17 protein-coding genes are annotated in these 21,219 nt (G+C 27.5%); 16 read left to right on the forward strand and 1 reads right to left on the reverse strand.

The window, feature by feature from the left end; genetic code table 11:
- The first annotated feature begins 95 nt into the window (after window positions 1-95).
- From LNAT_RS00820 to LNAT_RS00855, 8 genes are read left to right on the forward strand one after another with little or no spacing between them, the layout of a single operon-like run.
- Complete coding sequence (locus LNAT_RS00820; protein WP_096258033.1) at window positions 96-1,253, forward strand: O-antigen ligase family protein; 1,158 nt, start codon at window positions 96-98, stop codon at window positions 1,251-1,253.
- The gene (locus LNAT_RS00825) at window positions 1,228-2,349 is read left to right on the forward strand and encodes a glycosyltransferase (protein ID WP_096258034.1); all 1,122 of its coding nucleotides are present in this window, start codon (window positions 1,228-1,230) and stop codon (window positions 2,347-2,349) included. The genes LNAT_RS00820 and LNAT_RS00825 overlap by 26 nt, the downstream gene beginning before the upstream one ends.
- Complete coding sequence (locus LNAT_RS00830) at window positions 2,346-3,302, forward strand: glycosyltransferase family 2 protein (RefSeq protein ID WP_096258035.1); 957 nt, start codon at window positions 2,346-2,348, stop codon at window positions 3,300-3,302. Before LNAT_RS00825 ends, LNAT_RS00830 begins: the two co-directional genes overlap by 4 nt.
- A 1-nt stretch (window position 3,303) precedes the next feature.
- On the forward strand, window positions 3,304-4,485 hold the full coding sequence (locus LNAT_RS00835; protein ID WP_096258036.1) for a glycosyltransferase family 4 protein: 1,182 nt from the start codon (window positions 3,304-3,306) through the stop codon (window positions 4,483-4,485).
- A complete protein-coding gene (locus LNAT_RS00840; protein ID WP_096258037.1) occupies window positions 4,478-5,938 on the forward strand; it encodes a lipid II flippase MurJ in 1,461 nt (486 codons plus the stop codon). Before LNAT_RS00835 ends, LNAT_RS00840 begins: the two co-directional genes overlap by 8 nt.
- The gene (locus LNAT_RS00845; RefSeq protein ID WP_096258038.1) at window positions 5,935-7,098 is read left to right on the forward strand and encodes a glycosyltransferase; all 1,164 of its coding nucleotides are present in this window, start codon (window positions 5,935-5,937) and stop codon (window positions 7,096-7,098) included. The genes LNAT_RS00840 and LNAT_RS00845 overlap by 4 nt, the downstream gene beginning before the upstream one ends.
- A complete protein-coding gene (locus LNAT_RS00850) occupies window positions 7,095-8,213 on the forward strand; it encodes a glycosyltransferase family 4 protein (protein ID WP_096258039.1) in 1,119 nt (372 codons plus the stop codon). Before LNAT_RS00845 ends, LNAT_RS00850 begins: the two co-directional genes overlap by 4 nt.
- 10 nt (window positions 8,214-8,223) lie before the next feature.
- Window positions 8,224-9,633 carry a mannose-1-phosphate guanylyltransferase/mannose-6-phosphate isomerase gene (locus tag LNAT_RS00855; RefSeq protein ID WP_096258040.1) on the forward strand — a complete coding sequence of 470 codons (1,410 nt, stop codon included), beginning with the start codon at window positions 8,224-8,226 and terminating at the stop codon, window positions 9,631-9,633.
- Here LNAT_RS00855 and LNAT_RS00860 read toward each other — a convergent pair.
- Window positions 9,630-10,682, reverse strand: a complete 1,053-nt coding sequence (locus LNAT_RS00860; RefSeq protein ID WP_096258041.1) for an MraY family glycosyltransferase — start codon at window positions 10,680-10,682, stop codon at window positions 9,630-9,632. The genes LNAT_RS00855 and LNAT_RS00860 overlap by 4 nt on opposite strands.
- A 149-nt stretch (window positions 10,683-10,831) precedes the next feature.
- On the opposite strand from LNAT_RS00860, the gene LNAT_RS00865 reads away from it, so the two are divergent.
- The 8 genes from LNAT_RS00865 (at window position 10,832) to LNAT_RS00900 (ending at window position 21,169) form a co-directional block, all read left to right on the forward strand.
- Window positions 10,832-11,947: an HlyD family secretion protein gene (locus LNAT_RS00865; protein ID WP_096258042.1), complete on the forward strand. Its 1,116-nt coding sequence runs from the start codon at window positions 10,832-10,834 to the stop codon at window positions 11,945-11,947.
- Window positions 11,948-12,019: 72 nt separating this feature from the next.
- Complete coding sequence (locus LNAT_RS00870; RefSeq protein WP_096258043.1) at window positions 12,020-13,261, forward strand: ATP-binding protein; 1,242 nt, start codon at window positions 12,020-12,022, stop codon at window positions 13,259-13,261.
- A 27-nt stretch (window positions 13,262-13,288) separates the two neighbouring features.
- Window positions 13,289-14,830, forward strand: coding sequence for a DHA2 family efflux MFS transporter permease subunit (locus tag LNAT_RS00875; RefSeq protein WP_096258044.1), 1,542 nt, complete (start codon window positions 13,289-13,291; stop codon window positions 14,828-14,830).
- Window positions 14,831-14,882: 52 nt separating this feature from the next.
- Window positions 14,883-16,184 carry a TolC family protein gene (locus LNAT_RS00880; RefSeq protein WP_238593953.1) on the forward strand — a complete coding sequence of 434 codons (1,302 nt, stop codon included), beginning with the start codon at window positions 14,883-14,885 and terminating at the stop codon, window positions 16,182-16,184.
- Between the two features lie 22 nt (window positions 16,185-16,206).
- Entirely contained in the window at window positions 16,207-17,310 is a 1,104-nt protein-coding gene (locus LNAT_RS00885) for an HlyD family secretion protein (RefSeq protein ID WP_096258046.1), read from the forward strand.
- Between the two features lie 14 nt (window positions 17,311-17,324).
- On the forward strand, window positions 17,325-18,941 hold the full coding sequence (locus LNAT_RS00890) for an ATP-binding cassette domain-containing protein (protein ID WP_096258047.1): 1,617 nt from the start codon (window positions 17,325-17,327) through the stop codon (window positions 18,939-18,941).
- Window positions 18,942-18,986: 45 nt separating this feature from the next.
- On the forward strand, window positions 18,987-20,093 hold the full coding sequence (locus LNAT_RS00895) for an ABC transporter permease (RefSeq protein WP_096258048.1): 1,107 nt from the start codon (window positions 18,987-18,989) through the stop codon (window positions 20,091-20,093).
- Window positions 20,090-21,169 (forward strand): ABC transporter permease, encoded by a 1,080-nt coding sequence (locus LNAT_RS00900; RefSeq protein WP_096258049.1) that lies wholly within the window; start codon window positions 20,090-20,092, stop codon window positions 21,167-21,169. Before LNAT_RS00895 ends, LNAT_RS00900 begins: the two co-directional genes overlap by 4 nt.
- Window positions 21,170-21,219 lie beyond the last annotated feature (50 nt).

A 21,219-nucleotide genomic window follows, 5' to 3' on the forward strand; every position in this document is an offset into this window, starting at 1 on the left:
CTATTTTTCAATTTTATTTTATTAGAATAGGATATTCATATATATCTTTAACTACAATTAGTATAATAGTACTATTACCTTTATTTATTAAAAATATGAAACTATTATTATGGAAACCTTTATTTTTTTTATTATTAATTATTATTTTTCAAATAATTAGTTTTTTATGGTCAACAGATTTAAAATTAGGTTTACATAATATATTAATTTTTTTAATATTTTTAATTATTATGACCTCAACGTATGAAATTGCTAAAAGTTATCCTAAAAGAATTTTGTATGTTTTAATAATTTATTTTATTTTTTTATTAATTGAAGTGATTTTAGTAATAATTTTTCGTATATATCCATTAATTGAATTAGATTTTCTACATTCAAATATAGCAAAAATATTTATTAATCCTAATACTATACATGGTTTATTTAATGGTATAAGGAATAATGTATTTGATCCAAATAAAGCAGGAGGTTTTTTCGTAAATGCAAATGTAGCTGCTGCATTTTTAGGTATAAATGCGTTAATTTGTTATTCTTTTTTTAAAATTTATAATAATAATTTATTAAAAATAATAACTTTTTTTTTAATAATTGGAGTTTTTTTTACTGGTTCTAAAGCTGGAATAATTTTGATATTATCGTTACTTTTTTTATCTTTTATAATATTTTATTTTTTAAATAAAATATTAACTTTACAAAAAATAATTTATATTTTATTTTTTATTAATATCATTTATTTATTAATTATTTTTTGGGGATATAATTTTTTACAAAGTGATTTTGTAAAAAAAACAATGAGTACCACAGAAATTCGATTATTAATTTGGAAATATGGCATAGAACAATTTTTACAACATCCAATAATTGGATTAGGATTTGGGGGTTGGCAAGAAAATTTTAAAATTTATGCATTGAAAATGGGTATAGGAACAGGTTTCCCACCTCATAATACATTACTTTATTTATGGGCACAAAGTGGAATTTTTGTAGTAATTTTTGCCTTATTGTTTATATTTTATATAATAAAATTTGGACTTATTTTAATTAAATCTTCAATTAAAGAACTACAAGGATTAGGAATAGCTATATTAGGTGCGTTTGGATGGACATTTATTCATGGAATGGGTACTAATTTTGGATTAATAGGTGAAATTCATATGGAGATTATTTTAGCTACATTGCTTGGTTATTCTTTAGCAAGATTAAAATTCTATCAAAAAAAGGTTATTTATGAAAATGAATATAATAATTTATAGAAACCAGCTTTTTAAGATATCAGAATCATTTATTACTAGTCAAGCTGAAATGTTAAAAAAATTTAATCCTATATATGTAGGAAGAAAATCTTTTGGCCCAGCACCTAAAAATTCAGTTGTTGTTACAATGGATGATTTATCTATAATAAAAAATATTAACTATGTTTTATTTAGAAATATTTCTTTTTTTGAGAAAAATTTATTAAGTTTTAATCCAAAATTAATACATGCACATTTTGGAGTAGATGGTATTTATGCTATAAAATTAGCACAAGAAATGAAAATTCCATTAATTACTACTTTTCATGGATTTGATGTTTCTATAAGTAATAAAAATTTATTATTTTCAGGAAAGCCTGCATGGATAAATTATTTATTATATAGAAAAAAATTGGCAAAAAATGGAGATTTATTTATATGTGTTTCAGATTTTATTAGGAAAAAAATAATTGAACTTGGGTTTCCAGAAAATAAAACTATTACACATTATATAGGTATAGATACAAATTTGAAAAAAAATAAAATTAAAAAGTTTCCTTATAAAGTTATTCTTCATGTAGCAAGATTAACAGAAAAAAAAGGAACCAAATATCTTATAGATGCATTTAAAATTATTAATAAAGAGGATAAAAATACAAAATTAATAATAATTGGTAGTGGTATTTTAGAAAAAAAATTAAAGAAGCAAGTAAAAGAGTTACAATTGGAAAATTATGTAAAATTTTTGGGTGCTATGTCTCATAATGAGGTTATGGAGTGGATGCAAAAAGCTGATATTTTTTGTTTACCAAGTATTACTGCTAAAACGGGAGATGCTGAAGGATTAGGTATGGTATTTCTTGAAGCAGGTATTTATGAAGTGCCAGTAGTAGCTACTCTTCATGGAGGAATTCCTGAGGTTATATTAAATAATAAAACAGGTTTCTTGGTAGAAGAAAGAAATATAAAACAGTTAGCAGATAAGTTATTAATCTTATTAAAAAATGAAAATTTAAGAAAAAGTATGGGAAAAGAAGCCAGAAATTTTATAAAAGAAAAATTTGACATTCAAAAACAAACTAAAAAATTAGAGGAAATTTATAAAGGGTTAATATGAAAAATATTTCAGTTATTATACCGGCTTATAATGAAGGAAGAAATTTATCTAAAAGCGTTTTATCTTTTATTAATCAAACTGTTAAACCATTAGAAATTATTATTGTTGATGATTGTTCGAGTGATAATACTTTAAATATTGCTTATGAATTGAAATATAAATATTCTAAATTCAATATTAAAATATTAAAACATAATAAAAATAAAGGAGCTGGAGGAGCAAGAAATACTGGGCTTTTAGAAGCAAGAGGTGATATTATTGTTTTTGCAGAAGCTGATGGTGAATATTCAAAATTATATTTACAAAAAGTTTTAAATATTTTAGAGAGAAATAGGAATTGTTTTACTGGAGGAGGATTAAGAGTTTGTTCAAATAGAAATAAAACTATATGGATTGAGTATTGGAATTCTTTATTTGAAGCAAGATGGATTCTTAGTAAAAAATTAAATATACATAAGGGGGGATGGGTTTTTTATAAACAAGATATAAAAAATATTGGAGGATATAATGAATCATTAAAAGAAGGTGAAGATATAGAATTAACTAATCGTTTATTGAAAAAGGGATTTAAAAGTATTTGGATAGGTAATGTTTTTTTTAAACACCGAGAACCTGAAACTATAATAGAAGTTTTTAAAAGATTTTTTAAAGCCGGGAAAAATACTTATAAATTTAGAAAACTGCAAAAAAGATATTATAAGGATGTTATATTATCCATTTTATTTGTAGTTTTTTCCCCTATATTGATGATTTTTCCTCATTTTTTTATTATTTTTAAGTCTGAAACAAGGATTGCTCAAATTAGGTTAATAAAAAAATATAAAAAGAAACAAAATAATATTTTAAGTGTTATTTTATTTCCTTATCAATTTTATTTTCAAAAAATGTCAACTGCATTAGGAATTATTGTTAGTTTTTTTTATGAAGTAACTAAAAAAAATAAGGGTTTATAAAATGAAAGAAAAATATAAATTGCTTATCGTAGCTAGGGATATTGTAAATACAGGAGGAGGTCATGTAATAGAACAGCTTTGTAAAAATTTAATTAATTATTGCGATGAAATTGTGGTTTTTACTGATTATAAAAATTCTATATTAAACGAATTAGAAATTAAACAAATAACTTCTTTTTATGGAGAAAAATTATATAACTATAATCCAAAAAGAAAAGTTTTTAAAATAATAAGACACTTTTTAAGAGTTAGTTTTTTTGCTTTTTCTACTTTAAAATTAAAAAATAAGAAATTTTCAGAATATATTATATTAGATAATAATAATGAAGGTTTTATTTGTGATATTTCATTAACTCATGATGTTTTTACATGTACTTTATTAAAAGATGTTAAGAAAAATAAAAGAAAAATAAAAAGGATATTTAATCCTGTATTACTATTTAAAATAGTTAAAGAGTGGATTGTTTTAAATAAAAATAGTACTAAATTTATAATAGCTATTTCTAATGAAACTTTAAAAGAAATTAATTTTGTTTGTAAAAAAAAGAAAAAACCTAAAAAAGTTATAGGACATGGGGTGGATTTAGAAAAATTTTATCCAAATGAAAAGATAAAAAAGAATTTAAGAAAAAAATATAATATTCCTAATGAAAAATTTGTTTTATTACTTTCTGGGCATGATTATGAAAGAAAAGGACTAGAGTATGTTATTAAAGCGCTTAAATTGCTACCGGATGATATAATTTTAGTTGTAACAGGAAAAGGAGATATAGAACCTTATTTAGCACTTGCAAAAAAACTTTCAGTTTATGATAGAGTTTATTATTTAGGACTTTTAAATGATGTAAGGGAAGGATATTGGTTGAGTGATGTTTTTGTTTTACCTACTTCGTATGAAGGATGGGGATTAGTTGCTACTGAAGCAATGGGATGTGGTTTACCTGTTTTAATATCAAAAGTAGGAGGTGTAAAAGATTATTTGATAGATGGATATAATGGTTTAGCTATTGAACGTGATGAGTATAATATAGCAAAAAAAGTTTTATATATTAAAAATAATCAATCTATTTATAATAACATAAGGAAAAATGGAATAGAAACTGCTAAGAAATATAATTGGGAAAATGTTGCTAAGAAGTATTTAGAAGTTATAAAATTTGTAGGTAAACAAAAAAATGTTTAAATCTTTTTTTAAAATATTTACAGGTAATATCATAGGGAAAATAATAGGATTTTTAAGAGAAATTATAATAGCTTATTTATATGGTACTAGTGTACCTGTTGGAGCATTTCGTATCGCACAAACTGCTGTATTAATTCCTGTAAATTTTTTTACATCCGATACTTTAAATGCAGGATTTATTCCTCTTTATAATCACTATAAAAAAATTAGTATTTATAAAGCCCAATCGTTTTTTTGGATTTTAAATATAGCTCTTACGTTAATATCTTTCATAATTGTTATTATTTTATTTAAATCAGCTTTTTGGTGGGTAAATTTGATTGCTCCTGGTTTTTCTGTGGCAGAGCACAATTTGGCAGTACTTTTTGTTAAAATTATGTCTTTAAGTATTCCTTTCTATGTATTAAGTTTGCTTTATTCATATCTTGCATTAGCTCATAATTATAGTTTTCTTGTTTCTATTAGGCCTTCTATACAAAGTTTTGGAATGATTTGTGGAGCAATTTTGGCATATTATTTTAACAACATTGCATTATTTGCATGGGGTTTTACTGGGGCTTATATATTTTTTTTCTTTTTAGCTATAAAAGAATTATTAAAAAAAAATTTATTTTATTTTTCTTTTCAAAATATAGGAGAAATATTAAAGGATTTTTTTAATATTATTAAACCTTTATTGTTATTACCTATTATGTTACAAGGAAATATATTTATAGAGCGAATGGTGTCTTCTTATATGGGTATTGATGTTGTGGCTTCAGTGGAATATGCTAAATTTATTACAGAATCTGGAATATCTCTTTTGGCAGCTCCTTTAGGTCTTATAGGATTAGCTACATTAAGTAATTTTAATATGAAAAAAACAAGAGATAAGTTATTGCAAATAATTTCTCTTATTTTAATAATTACGATTCCGATATCTATGTTTTTAATTTCAAATTCTGAATTAATTGTTTCTTTTATATTTAAAAGAGGAGCTTTTGATAAAGAATCTGTATTAATTACTAAAAATATATTAATTGGTTTATCTATAGGCTTTTGGGCACAAATAGTATCTTATATTATGATAAAAGCTTTAAATGCTCAACATGAAAATAAAAAAGTAGTTATTTTTATGGCTATTGCTTTAAGCTCGAATACTTTATTTGATATTTTTTTTTATAAAATATTAGGACCTATTACTATAGGTATAGGATCAAGTATTTACGGATTTATTCTTTTTATTTTAACGATTAATTTTTTTAATATTTCAAGATATTTATTAAATATAATATTTTGGTTATTAATTGGAAGTGTGATTTATTTTTTTATTAATAATTTTTTATATTTTAAAAATGAATTTATTGATATTTTTATTACATTTTTTTTATTTTTATTATATTGGGCAATTTATATTTTTATAATTCCAATTTTAAGAAATAATATTATATCAATTTTAAAAGGAAAAAAATGAAAAAGGATATAGTATTACTTTCTACGGCCGAATGGGATCATCCATTTTGGACTAATAAACAACATGTAGCTGTGGAATTGGCAAAAAGAGGTCATAAAGTTTTTTATATTGATTCTTTAGGTCTTCGTCGTCCTAGTGCGAGTAGTCAGGATTTTAAAAGAATTTTAAAAAGAATTCAAAAATCATTAAAAAAACCTAAACAAGTTAGAGAAAATTTATGGGTATGGTCTCCTATTTTATTGCCTTTTCAAAATAAAAAAATTGTTAGAAAGTTTAATTTTGTTTTATTAAATAACTGGTTAAATTTTTGGTTAAAAAATTTAAATTTTAAGCACGAAATTTTTTGGACATACAATCCTTTAACAAGTAAATTATTTGATGTTAAAAAATATGAACTGCTTGTATATCATTGTGTTGATGAGATAAAAGCTCAACCCGGAATGCCTATTAAAATTTTAGAAGTAGCAGAAAAAGAATTAGTTGAATTATCTGATTATGTTTTTACTACTTCATTAAAACTTTATGACACGCGTAAAATTTTAAATGAACATACTTATTATTTTTCCAATGTGGCTGATTTTAATCATTTTTCAAAAGCAATGGAAGAAACTACAATTGTCCCTCAAGATTTAACAGCTATTTCTTCTCCTCGAATAGGTTTTATTGGGGCTATAAGTAGTTATAAAATAGATTTTAATTTATTAGAATATTTAGCTAAAAAATTTCCTCATTATTCTTTTATTCTTATAGGAAAGATTGGTGAAGGAGATCCATGGACAAAAATTGATTTTCTTAAAAAATATAAAAATATTTATTTTTTAGGTCCTAAATCATATTCTGAATTACCTAATTATTTAAAAGGAATAGATGTTGCTATATTGCCTAATAATATAAATGAATATACAGAATCTATGTTTCCAATGAAATTTTTTGAATATTTAGCGGCAGGTAAACCTATAGTTAGTGTTAATTTACCGTCTTTAAAAGAATATAAAAATATATGTTTTTTATCAAATACATATGAAGAATTTGCAAATAATATTAATAAAGCATTAAAAAATCCTAATTTTAATTTAGAAAAACGGATATCTTTAGCTAAAGAATTTACTTATGAAAAAAGAACTGAAAAAATGATGAAAATAATTGAAGGAAATTTATGAAAAAAGCATTAGTTCATGATTGGTTTTCTGTATATGCCGGGGCTGAAAAGTGTGTTGAAAGTTTTACGAATATATGGAATGATTTTGATGTGTACAGTCTTATTGATTTTTTGAACGAAAAAGATAGAGAAATTATATTAAAAGGTAAAAAAGCAAATACCAGTTTTATTCAAAAGCTTCCAAAAGCAAAAGATAAATATAGAAATTATTTCCCTTTGTTTCCTTTTGCTATAGAACAGTTTGATTTAAGTGATTATGATTTAATTTTATCTTCTTCTCATGCAGTTGCAAAAGGTGTATTGACTCATTCTAATCAACTTCATATAAGTTATGTTCATACTCCTATAAGATATGCTTGGGATTTATATCATCAATATTTAAAAGAAAGTAAATTAGATAAAGGTTTAAAAGGTATTCTTGCAAAATATTTTCTTCATAAAATTCGTATATGGGATATGAGCACAATAAATCGTGTGGATTATTATATAGCAAATAGTCATTATATAGCACGAAGAATTAAAAAAGTGTATGGAAAAGATAGTACGGTTATATATCCACCTGTTGATGTAGATAAATTTAAACTTAAATCTTATAAAGAAGATTTTTATTTAACCGCTTCTAGGATGGTTTCATATAAAAAAATAGATCTAATAGTAGAGGCTTTTAGCAAAACTGATAAAAAACTTGTAGTAGTAGGGACTGGTCCGGATATGGAAAAAATAAAATCTAAAGCTGCTAAAAATATTGAAATTTTAGGATATCAGCCAGATAGTGTGCTTATTGATTTAATGCAGAAGGCAAAAGCATTTGTTTTTGCAGCAGAGGAAGATTTTGGTATTATTCCTGTAGAGGCTCAAGCATGTGGAACGCCGGTTATTTGTTTAGGAAAAGGCGGAACGAAAGAGACTGTTATTGATAATGTTACAGGGGTTCATTTTGATAATCAGTGTGTTGAAAATATTTTAAAGGCAGTTGATAAATTTGAAAAAAATATAGATAAATTTGAGCCTGAAAAAATTAGAGAAAACGCTTTAAGATTTTCAAGGGATAGATTTGAAAAAGAGATAAAAGACTTTGTAGAAGAAAAATATAAAATATTTAAAAATCATAAATGAGGTGTAAAGTATGAAAGCAGTCATTTTAGCAGGGGGGAGTGGAACAAGATTATTTCCATTATCAAGAAAAAAATTTCCTAAACAGTTTTTAAATTTAGGAGATAGTGAAAGTTTGTTTCAAAAAACAGTAAAAAGAAATTTAAAAGCTTTAAAAGATATAAATGATGTAATAATAATTACAAACAATGATTATCAGTTTCATGTAAAAAATCAATTAAAAGATATTTTTAATAATAAATTAAATTTGATTTTAGAACCTGTAGGGAGAAATACAGCACCGGCAATTGCATTGGCTATAAAATACGCATTTGAAAAATTAGGGGTGGGTGAAAACGAAATTTTGTTTGTTTCACCGTCTGATCATTTAATTTCTCCTGATGATAAATTTGCAGAATATATTAAAGAAGCTGAAAAACTTGCTAAAAAAGGATATATTGTTACATTTGGAGTAAATCCTACTAAACCTGAGACTGGATATGGATATATTGAAGCGGGAGATTTAGCTGAAAATGCTTATAAAGTTAAACAGTTTCATGAAAAGCCGAATTTAAAAACAGCTCAAAAATATTTAATGGCGGGTAACTATTATTGGAACAGTGGGATGTTTGCTTTTAGTATAGAAACAATTTTAGAAGAATTTAAAAAATTTGTTCCTGAAATTTATGAAAAAATTGAAAATTCTTCATTTGAAGAGGTAATTAAAGATTTTGAAAATATGCCTGATATTTCAATAGATTATGCCGTAATGGAAAAAACTGATAAAGCTGTTGTTTTACCTCTTAATATTATATGGTCTGATGTTGGTTCTTGGGACAGTGTTTATGATGTTTTAGATAAAGATGAAAATCAGAATGTAAAAATAGGTAATATTATTGATATTGATACGAAAAATTCCCTTATTATGGGTGAAGACAGGCTTATTGCCACAATCGGGGTAGATAGTTTAATGGTTATAGAAACGTCTGATGCTATTGTAGTAGCTAAAAAAGGACAAGGGCAACAAATAAAAAATTTGGTATCTTTATTAAAAAATAATTCACAGACAAAAGAGTTGACTGAATTTCATAAAACGGTTTACAGACCGTGGGGAAGTTATACAGAACTTGAAAAAGGAGAAAGATATAGAATAAAAAAAATAGTGGTAAATCCGGGAGAACAGCTTAGTTTGCAGTTGCATTATCACAGAAGTGAACATTGGATAGTTGTAAAAGGAACGGCAAAAGTTGTGTTAGGTGATGAAAAAGGAAATTTAAAAGAATTTTTTATACATGAAAATGAAAGCACATATGTACCTAAATCTACAAAACACAGACTAATTAATCCGGGTAAAATTCCACTTGAACTTATAGAAGTTCAGGTAGGAGAATATGTTGAAGAAGATGATATTATAAGATTTAACGATAAATACAAAAGAGTTTAATTTAACTCTTTTTCATATTTTTTTCTTAAAATATTATAAATCCATAAATAAATAAGACTTGCTATTATAAATATTGAAATTAAGGCAAACGGATTGTATCTGAAATAAAAGACAATAATATTTAAAATAATATGTGGGATTAATATATAAAGTGCCGCTATGGAATTTTTGATTGCATTATCTTTTATATTTGGATATTTTTGTTTTATATATTTAAACATAAAATAATGCAAATCTTCACTGTCTGATTCACTAAAAGGTATTCCGTATAATTTTTTTCTTTTTATTCTTCTTGGAAATTTTTGTAAAGTATTTATAATAGGAATTGTAAATGCTGCTAAAGGATACCATACTGTTAATTTTGGGTCATGATTTGTCATAGCAATTGATAAAAACCCTACAATAAATCCTATAAGATGGGCTCCCATATCTCCTAAAAAAATTTTTCCATATGGAAAATTAAAAATCAAAAATCCTAAAATAGCACCGTTTAAAATAAGTACTACTTTTAAATATTCATACATCCCTGTAATATAAAAATGATAACCAAAAAATGATAATGTAATAAATATTACTCCCGTAGCATAACCGTTTAGTCCATCAATAAAATTTATAGCACTTGCAAATCCTACAATTCCTATTATTGCAATAATATAACCTATTGCGGCTTCAAAAGGATTGTTTTTATTTAAGATTATAAATCCTCCGTTAAATACACCTTCTTTTGTCATATAAACTAAAACTAATGCTGAAAGGAATATAAAGGCTATTTTTTTTGAATAAGGTAGATCTAAATGAAATCTGTCTTCTAAAAAACCAAAGGTAAATATTGCTGTTCCCGCTATGAGTATATTTGTTAGTAGAGGAGAAAAAAATACTGAAGTAATGGTTATACTTGCAATAATTCCTAAACCTCCGAGTCTTGACACTTTATGGGTATGCATAGCATGACTTTTTTCATCAGCAGTCTTGTCTAATCCATAATTTTTTTTGTAAATTAGATAAACAAAAATTGCAGATAATATAAATGAGATTAAAAATTCTAACATTTAAAACCTTTTATTGAAAAAATATAATTGGTTGAATATAATTAAATTCGAGTGAATTATATCAAAATAAAAAAAGTGTTTTTTTTATTTCAATTGACACATCAATTTTACTTTGTTACAATCTCCATAAAAATTTTGGAGATTTTTATATGAAAAAGAAAATTGCTTTGATTGTTTTTGCTGTTTTGATAGGAATTTCTTTATTTGTATTAGTTAAATATATAATTTTTTCAAAAAATTACGCTACTTCAAATGCCGTATTTGTAAAAACGGATTCTTTAACAAATCTATCTTTTAAAATTCCCGGGAAAATAGAAAAAATTTATGTAAATGAGGGTGAGAGTGTAAAAAAAGGTGAATTGCTTGCAAAACTTAATACAAAAGATTTGGAAATTCAAAGAAAAGAACTGATTAATCAAATAGAGGCTTTGAATAAAAAAATTGAGGCAAGTGTAATTCAAAAAGATAAATTGAGCAAAGATATAGATGAAAATATAGATTTGATAAATGTGCAGATTAAAAAACTTTCTAAGCTAATCGAAGCAAAAAAATATGCAATTAAAGCCAAAGAAAATAAGCTTCAGAAACTTCAAAACGATTATAAAAGATTCAGCAGACTTTATAAAAATAAAAAAATTTCTATTGAAAAGTTTGAAAATGTAAAAACTGCTTTTCTTGCCTTACAAAATGAAATAAATGCGGATAAAAAAATACTAGAAAGTATGTATGAAGATAAAAATGCTTTGTTTATAAAATTAAAACTTGCGGAAAATAATAAAAAAGAAATAAGTAGACTTGCTAAACTTATTCAATCAATGAAATCGCAGTTAGAAGCTTTAAATGATAAATTAGCTTTAATTAATCAGCATATAAAAGACAGTTTCATTTATGCTCCTTTTAACGGCAAAATAGCTAAAAAATTTACAAATGCTAATGAGGTTGTGAATGCTGGAACTAAGATTTTGAGTATTGTAAATCCGAAGGATTTGTATGTTTTGGTTTTGCTTGAAGAGACTAAATTGAAAGGTATAAAAACAGGAAATTATGTAAAAATTCATATCGATACGACCGATAAGGATTATGAGGGGTATGTAAATAAAATTTTGCCTGCAAGTGCTGCGACTTTTGCGCTTGTTCCAAGGGATATAAGCAGCGGGGAATTTACTAAACTCTCTCAAAGATTTTATATAAGGATTAAGTTTAAAAAAATTCCTGATGATGTGCTGGTTGGGATGAGCGGAGAAGTTGAAATTGCGAGAAATTGATAAATTTACTAATTGTATTTAGTAAATTTATGATATTATTCTAATTATAATTAGAAAATAAGGAAAAAAATATTGAAACAAGCAATTATATCTCACAATAAACACTGGAAACAAAAATATGAAAATCTTTTTTATAGAGATGTAGTGGAAAAATTAGTAAAAAAAATTAATTTAAAGCATATACAGGTTTTGACAGGAATAAGAAGAAGCGGTAAAAGCAGTATATTTAAAATTTTGATAAATTATTTAATTGACAATAATATTAATCCTTTAACTATTTTATATATTAATTTAGATGATCCGTTTTTTAGTGAAATTTGGCAGGATTCTAAAAAATTATATGATTTAATAACTAGCAGTGAAAGTATTACAGGTAAAAAAATAAAATATCTTTTTTTAGATGAAATTCAAAATGTAAATAACTGGGAAAAATTTATCAAAGTAAGTTATGATAATGAAACTTTTAAAAAAATCTTCATTACAGGAAGTAATGCAAAACTGTTAGAAGGTGAATTTGCCAGTTTAATCAGCGGAAGATATTTAAAAGAAATTATTTATCCTTTAAGTTTTAAAGAAGTTTTGAGATTAAATAATATCAATTCATATTTAGATTTGTTGGATAACAAAGCCAAAGTTTTGTCAATTATAGAAGAAATGATGGAATATGGAAGTTTTTTTGAAGTTTTAAAAGAAAAAGAGTTTAAAAGAGATATTCTTTTAAATTATTTAGAAAGCATAATTTATAAAGACTGTATTATGAATAATAATATAAGAGATGCAAAATTTTTTAAGAATTTTGTCCAATTAGTATTGTCTAATATATCAAATTTGTATTCATATAATTCTCTTGCCAAAGCTCTTAATTCAAACGAAAATACTGTTAAAGCCTATTTATCTTACTTACAGGAAGCTTTTTTAATTTATGAAATAAACAACTTTAGTTTTTCTTTAAAAAATCAGATTAAATCTAAAAAGAAAAGTTATACGATTGATAACGGGTTAGCAGCCCAGACTTCTTTTAGATTTAGCAGTGATAAGGGAAAGTTGTTTGAAAATCTGGTGTTTAGCGAACTTAAAAAAAGAAATTATGAAATATATTTTTACAATGAAAAATATGAATGTGATTTTTTAGTAAAAGATGACAAATTAAAAGCAATTCAGGTGGCATATGAATTAAATGATTTTAATTTTGAAAGAGAAATTAGGAGTTTAATTAATTTACCGTTTGAGGCTGAAAAATATTTAATTACTTTTAACCAGGAAAAAATATATGAAGATATTAAAATTGTTCCTTTTTATGAGTTTTTTAAATGATTTTAATTTTGATGAGAGCAGTTAAAAATGCAAACTAAACTTTTCACTTTTAACTTTGCACTTTACATTATTTTAATCATTACCGGCGCTTTTATGGCTGTTTTGGATACGACGGTGGTTGATATTATTGTTCCAAGGCTTAAGGGACCGCTTTCAACGGATATGTATGGGGTGCAGTGGGTAATTACTGCATATATGACTGCGGCGGCTGCCGGGCTTTTGGTGGTTGAGTGGCTTATAAAAAGATATGGAAACAAATGGGTTTATATTGTGGGGGTGGGGCTTTTCAGTTTGGCTTCTTTTCTTTGCGGAATTTCAAATTCTCTTGGCTTTATTATAAGTGCGAGGGTAGTTCAGGGATTTGCCGAGGCTTTGATAATGGTTACAGCCCATATGATGATTTTTTCTCTGTTTCCTCCAGATAAAAAAGGTATTGCCATGGGGATTTTTGCCCTCGGGGTTGCCTTTGCCCCGGCAATAGGACCTACGCTCGGGGGGTATCTGAGTGAGTGGTTTGGCTGGAGGAGTGTATTTTTTGTAAATGTACCGATAGGAATAATCATAGTGATTTTTGGAAGTCTGCTTTTGCCAGATATCGGTAAAAGAGAAAAGTATCCTTTAAATGTAATATCTTTTATTTTTCTCTCTATCTCAACTGTTGCTCTTTTGATACTGCTCAGTAAAGGTCAGCAGTATGGATGGTTTAATTCTTCTTTTATAGTTTATCTTGGGTTTATTACCTGGTTTGGATTTTTATTTTTTGTAATGAGTGAATATTTTTCTAAAGTGAGATTATTTGAATATTCTTTATTTAAACATCCTTTTTATACTTTGGGTATTTTGATTTATTTTATTTTGCTAGGGTTTTCAATGTATCAGTATTTTTATCTGATACCTGTTTTTTATGAACACATAAAAGGGCTTAGTTCCATTCAATCGGGTCTTGGAGTGCTTGGATTTGGTATATGGATAGGAATTGTTAGTATTATTGCCGGAAATGTCAGTGATAAAATAGGACCTGTGCCTGTTCTTGTTGCGGCCGGAGTGATTTATCTGATAACTTCATTTTATTTTTTCCCTCCGATTAATTATTATATGAGCTTTATTGAAGCGGTTTTTAGAACTATGCCTTTTGGAATTGCAATGGGTATGTTTTTTGCCCCTGTAACAGTTCTTGTAATGAATGCTGCAAAAGACAAAGGCGAGCAAGCTATTGTGGTAATGGATTATGTGAGGTTTGTAGGAGGAAGTTTCGGGACAGCAATTGCCACTAATTCAATGTTTTTTTATAAAGATAAAGAATATGAGGGGATTGTAAGTTTGCAAAATTATTCATTAGTCAGTGATTTACTTGAAAAATTAAAATTTGTTTTTGGTGAAGCTGGTGAGGTGATATTAAGAAATCTGCAGGAATTTATGGCTATGAATTACGGGTTTAAATATGTTTGGTTAAATGCCGCTTTTTGGGGATTAGTGGGCAGTTTGTTTGTATTTTTACTGCCGGTGGCCAAAAAATGGGTAACGGAAAACGGAGAGTGTAAAATGAAAAGTGAAAAACGAAAAATTTAATTGACACATCAAAAATGCTTTGTTAAAATATTTTAGATTAAAAAGGATGAAAATGAAAAAGTTTGTTTTAATATTCCCTCTGTTGCTTAGTGCCGAGAATTTTAACGATATAGCAAAATCTATAACAAATTCTTTAAATTATAAACTTGCACAAAAAGATGTTGAAATTTATGAAAAAAAATTAAAAGCTGCCCGGGCTAAAAATTACGGAACCTTTGATTTCAGTTATACTTATGTGAGGCTGCATGATAATCCTATCATGAAAATGAATATGCCGGCGGCAATAGGTGCGCAAAATGCCGGAAGTGCTCCTGTTTACCCGTTAATTTATAAAGATATGAGTGCTGAATTTCAGGCAGGAGAAAAAAATAATTTCAGCGGGGTTTTAAAATATTCTTATCCTCTTTTTACCGGTTTTGCAATAACAAATTTAATCAAAAAGAGTAAAATTGAACTAATGCAAAAAAAACTTATGCTAAAAAATGTTAAAAGAGTTTTGCTTTTAAATTCTGCAAACCTTTATGCAAATATTTATGCTTTAAATGCTAAAATTGATGCATTAAATAAAGCAAAAAAGGCTGTTATACAGGCAAAGGAAAAGGCTGAGGCTTTTTACAATGAAGGTCTTTTAAATAAATCCGAAGTCGATGAAATAGATGCAAAATATTATGAAATTGAAGCTCAGATTCAAAACACCGTCTCTCAAAAAAAAGCTCTTTTAAACAGTTTATCAACCCTGCTTAATAAAAAAATAGAAAAAATTGACGGAATTGATATTCCTAATCTTAAAAAAGAAAGCATTGAAAACAGACCTGATATTTTGGCAATAAAAGAAAATTTAAATTTAAGCGATACTTTTATAAAAATGGCAAAATCAAAAAATTATCCCGAGATCGGTATTGAAGTGGCATTAAAAAAAGAAGCTAACAATATCTCTCTTAGCAGAAACAATTATCAAAATAGAGATAAATCATATGCAGCTTTGGCTATGCAGTATAATATATTTGACGGGGGAGAAAAAGAGGCAAATATTGAAGAGGCGAAACTTTTTAAGATGAAAAGTATGATTTATTATCAAAATTATTTAAACTCTGCTTTAACAGATTATAAAAATGATTTGTTAACCCTTAAAGCGTTGAAAGAGATGTATAAATCGGCAAAATCTGAAGTTAGAGCAAGGCTTAGTTATTATGAATATATTGATGCCAAATTTAACGAAGGGCTTGCAGATTCGGCCGATTTGACAGATGCTATTGCTAAACTGGCAGAGGCTAGGGCTAAAAAAGAGGCTGTGAAATCACAGATTTTCTTTTATACAATAAAGACTAATCTGGACGGGGGAAACAGTTTTTAATGGATAATGAAAAGGATAAGCAATGAAAAAGAATATACTCGGAATTATTTTGATAGTTTTGGTGGCAATTGGTGGGGTTTTAATATATAAAGCGTTAAATTCAAAAAAAGTTCCTCCGGAACTTGTGGCGGGGGTTGGCAATTTTGACGGGGATTTGATAAATATTAATACAAAATATCCCGGAAGGGTTGTAAAAATCAATGTTGATGACGGGAGCGATATAAAAAAAGGTGAAATTATTGCTGTTTTGGACAGTGATGAATACAGGGATAAATTAAAAGCAGTTGAATCTCAAATAAAAGCAAAAGAGAATGAATTAAATTTTACAACAGCTAAAATTAATAATTCAATAAAAGAGGCAGAGCTTGCCTGTAAAGCCAAAAAAAATGAATTAAAAGCGTTAGAGAAAAATATTGAATCCCTAAAAGCTGTAATAGCCCAGGATAAAAAAGATGAGAAAAGAATTGCCGAACTTGTTAAAAGAAAAGTAAATAAAATTCACGATTTAGAACTTGCGAAACTAAAAACTGTAACAGATACCAAAAAGTTAGATGCTTTAAAAGCTAAAAAAGAGGCTTTAATTAAAGCAGTTAATATCGCCAGGAAAAATTTAGATACGGCAATTGCCGCAAAAGAGAATATAAAAGCTCTTAAAAATGCCGTTTTAGCGTTAAAGTCACAAAGAGATGAAATTCAAGTAATAATTGACAAACTTACTATAAAATCCCCAGTAAACGGATACATTGTAGATAAAGTGGCAAACATCGGGGAAGTTTTGGGTGCAGGTATGAGTGTTGTCACTGCGATAGATCCCGAAAATTTATATTTAAAAATGTATGTGGATGAAATTAATAATGGAAAAATAAAAATAGGTGACAGGGCGGTTATATTTTTAGATGCATATCCAAATAAGCCGATACCGGCACGTGTTATAAAAATTGCCCAAAAAGCGGAATTTACTCCAAAAGAGGTTGAAGTTAGGGAAGACAGGATTGAAAGAGTTTATGAGGTTGATATAAAACCGGTTACCCCGAATCCATTGATTAAATTCGGACTTCCCGGAATCGGGGTTATTAGTATAGGGGGTAAATTACCGGACAGTTTGGATGAATTGCCAAAACTTTAAATTAAAAGTTAAAAATGAAAAGTGAAAAGTTAATATTTGAAACAAAAAATGTAACCGTTAAATATAAAAACAAAATTGCCATTAAAGATGCCTCAATTAAGGGGTATGAAAAAGAGATTATAGGATTTATCGGGGCTGACGGGGCCGGGAAAAGCTCTTTTATGTATGCCATAAGCGGGGTTAAGGATTTTGAGGGGGAAATTAGTTATTATGGTTTTATTTACAAAAATATAAAAGAAGCAGAAAAATTAAAAAAAGACACAGGGTTTATGCCACAGGGCCTCGGGCTAGTACTATATAAAAATTTAAGCGTAAAAGAACATCTAGATTTTTTCAGTGACATAAGAAATTTAAAAAGAGATGATGAATACTGGGAATATAGGGAGAGACTTCTTAAAATGGCTGGGCTTTATGAATTTCAGGAGAGACTTGCTAAAAATTTAAGCGGGGGTATGAAACAAAAGCTCTCCCTTATCTGTACACTTATACATAAACCAAAACTTCTTATACTTGATGAGCCGACTACCGGGGTTGACCCTTTAAGCAGACGGGAGCTTTGGAAAATTCTGGATGAAACAAGAAGCGGTCTTACGATTGTAAGCACCGCATATATGCAGGAAGCCGCTTTGATGGACAGGGTATATCTCTTTGATGAGGGAAAAATTATTGCGGGAGGTAAGCCAAAAGAACTTATGGATTCAATTAAAAATTATGTTTATGAAGAAACAAAATGTGATGAATGTATTACATTTAATAAAACCACTTATTCACTGAAACCTTTAAAAGCACATCATAAAGAGCCGACATTAGAGGGGCTTTTTTTTGTAAATGCACTGAAAGACAATAAAATTCCTCCAAAAATGATTATTAAAGAAAGCAAAAAATCTCTTCCGGCCATTGTTCTTCAGGCAAAAGCCCTTACAAAAAGATTTGGAGATTTCACAGCCGATGACCATGTAAATTTGGAACTAAAAAAAGGGGAAATCTTAGGACTTCTTGGGGCAAACGGGGCTGGAAAAACAACATTAATTAAAATGCTTCTGGGACTTTATCCTATTGATGAGGGTGAGCTTATACTGCTTGGCAGAAAAATCAAATCGTATGAGGACAGAATTGAGCTAAAAAGTAAAATAGGCTATATGTCGCAACTGTTTGCGCTTTATAAAGATATGACGATAAGGGAAAATTTAATTTATTTTGCAAATATGCATAAAATACCTTTAGTTAAAGCCCATAATTTAATAAAAGAATATGCCAAATCCCTTGGATTTTATGAGTATTTAGACGAATTTCCAAAAGATGTACCGCTTGGAATAAATCAGAGGTTTTCTCTTACAGCCGCCATTATGCACGAACCGGTTGTGTTGTTTTTGGATGAGCCAACAAGCGGGGTTGATACAATAGCAAGGGCTCAGTTTTGGGATATTTTGCATCAGTTAAAAGAGAAATGGGGAATTTCAATTATAGTTACCACGCACTATATGAGTGAGGCTGAATACTGTGACAGGGTTGTTGTGTTAAAAAGAGGTAAAAAGATAGTGGATGATAGTGTTGAAAATCTACATAAAAAATTTCCTGAAGCAAGAAGTTTTGAAGAGATATTTATTAAATTTTATGAGGAAAGCAATTGAAAGTGAAAAGTGTAAAATGAAAAGTGAAAAATTTAGGGGATATGAATGAATATAGGTGTAATAAAAGCATATATACTAAATGAGTTTAAGTATTTAATAAGAAGCAAAATGATTTATTTGGTTTATATTGTACCTTTTATGATTCTTATTTTATTCGGATATGGAATTAAAATGAATGTGAAGCATGCAAGATGTGTTGTAATCGATTATGATAAAAGTAAAATTTCCCTAGCTTTAATTTCAAAAATGAGGGATTCACAGTATTTTAAATTACTCTCTCCCATGAGTGAAAAAGATGCGCTTAATAAAATGAAAATCGGAAAAGTTGATATGATTTTTATTATTCCACCCTCTTTTGAAAAATGGATTTTGAAAAATCAAAAAACAGCCATCGGAATTTTTATAGACGGGGCTTATCCTATGAGAGCGCTTACAATGCAGAGTTATGCCGAGGGTCTTATTTTAGATACTGCTAAAAGTTTAAAACCCAATTTTAAAAGTCTGATTAGCATAAATCAAAGAATGCTTTTTAATGAGTCCCTCAGGGATGAAAATGCAATAGTGCCGGGTCTTATAGGACTTATCCTTTTAGTGGCACCCGCACTTTTAGCTGCCCTTTTAATTGTAAAAGAAAAAGAAGAAGGGACTATTTTTAATTTTTACTCTTCACCTGTTAAAAAAATAGAATTTTTAATTGCAAAACTGACCCCTGTATTTATCTTACATTCATTTAATATTTTTATACTTTTCCTGGCAGCTATATATCTTTTTAAAGTTCCTTTCAAAGGGAGTTTTTTAATTTATTTAACAGCAAGTGAAATTTATATTTTAATATCTTTGGGGATTGGTTTGCTTGTCAGTATAATTACGTCAAGGCAAATTGTTGCGATAGTTTTAACGGTTATTATTACAATAATACCGGGATTTTTATATTCAGGTATGCTTATGCCAATTTCCTCAATGGAAGGTGAATCATACATTGAAGCCCATATCTTTCCTGTAATGTATTATAATCATTTAGTATATGATTCTTTTTTAATAGGTGAGGGTTTAAATTCTTCTAAAAATATACTCTATTTTGGGATTTTAATTGTTTATGCGATTTTACTTTTAGTAATCGGTAAACTGCTTTTGAAAAAAGGTTTGAAATGAAAGCGTTTATGTCCATTTTTAGTAAAGAAATTTTAAGTTTTTTAAGAAGTCTAGGCCTTGTGGCAGTTGTTTTATATTCTTTTACATTTGATATTTATATTGCGGGAAACGGAATTCAGGTTAAGCCCAGAAATGTAACTATAGGATATGTGGATTATTCAGGGGGAGTTGTTTCAAAAAAAATTTTAATCCATTTTCATAAACCCGAATTTAAAACTCCGATTCCTTTTAAATCGCAAAAAGAATTAAGCGATGCAATATTCAATAAAGAAATAATGGTTGGGATTGTATTCGACGGTGATTTTGAAAAAAATATTTATAAAAAAAGACCTGCTAAAATAAATGTTTTAATGGATTCAACCGCCGCTGCTCAGGCTTATGTGACGCTTAGTTATCTTCAAAATATTATTTTAAATATGGGTAATATCAAATTTCCAATAGACCTTGCCATTCATAAACTTTTTAATCAAAACAGCAATTCAAAATGGTTTATGAGTTTTACCGAGCTTTTGTCTGTAATTACGCTTCTTGGTGTAATTTTGACAGCCATGGTGTTTGTAAAAGAAAAAGAGGACGGGACCTGGGATATAATGCTTTTGATGCCGGTTGACTCAAAACTTATTATTTTTGCAAAAATTATTTCTCAGGTTGTAATTTTGCTTGGCGGGGTAATACTCTCTTTTGGATTTGTAATTTTTGGTGTGTTTAATGCCCCGATGAATGGAAGTATTTTTGATTTTTTAATTTTAACGCTTCTTTATTCCATAACAGCTGCAGGAATTGGGCTTTTTATTGCTGCAATAAGTGAGAGTGCCCTGGAAGTTGGTCAATATTCTATGCTTATTATGATGCCTTTGATTTTCCTAAGCGGGGCATGGACGCCTATTTATGCAATGCACCCAGTTTTACAGTTTTTATCTTTGTTTTCTCCTCTCAGGTATTATATTGAGGGGAGTGAAAGTATAATGTTTAGGGGTGCTGATATGTTTCATTTATGGAATTATTATGCGGCACTTTTATTTTTAGGTATTATTTTATTTATATATGGATACAGGAAAATGGGAAGGTTATTTTAATGTAAAATTGATATTGGAAAATGGAAAATGTAAAATTAAAAATGTGAAAG

Source organism: Lebetimonas natsushimae, from assembly GCF_002335445.1.
Lineage (GTDB): Bacteria > Campylobacterota > Campylobacteria > Campylobacterales > Nautiliaceae > Lebetimonas > Lebetimonas natsushimae.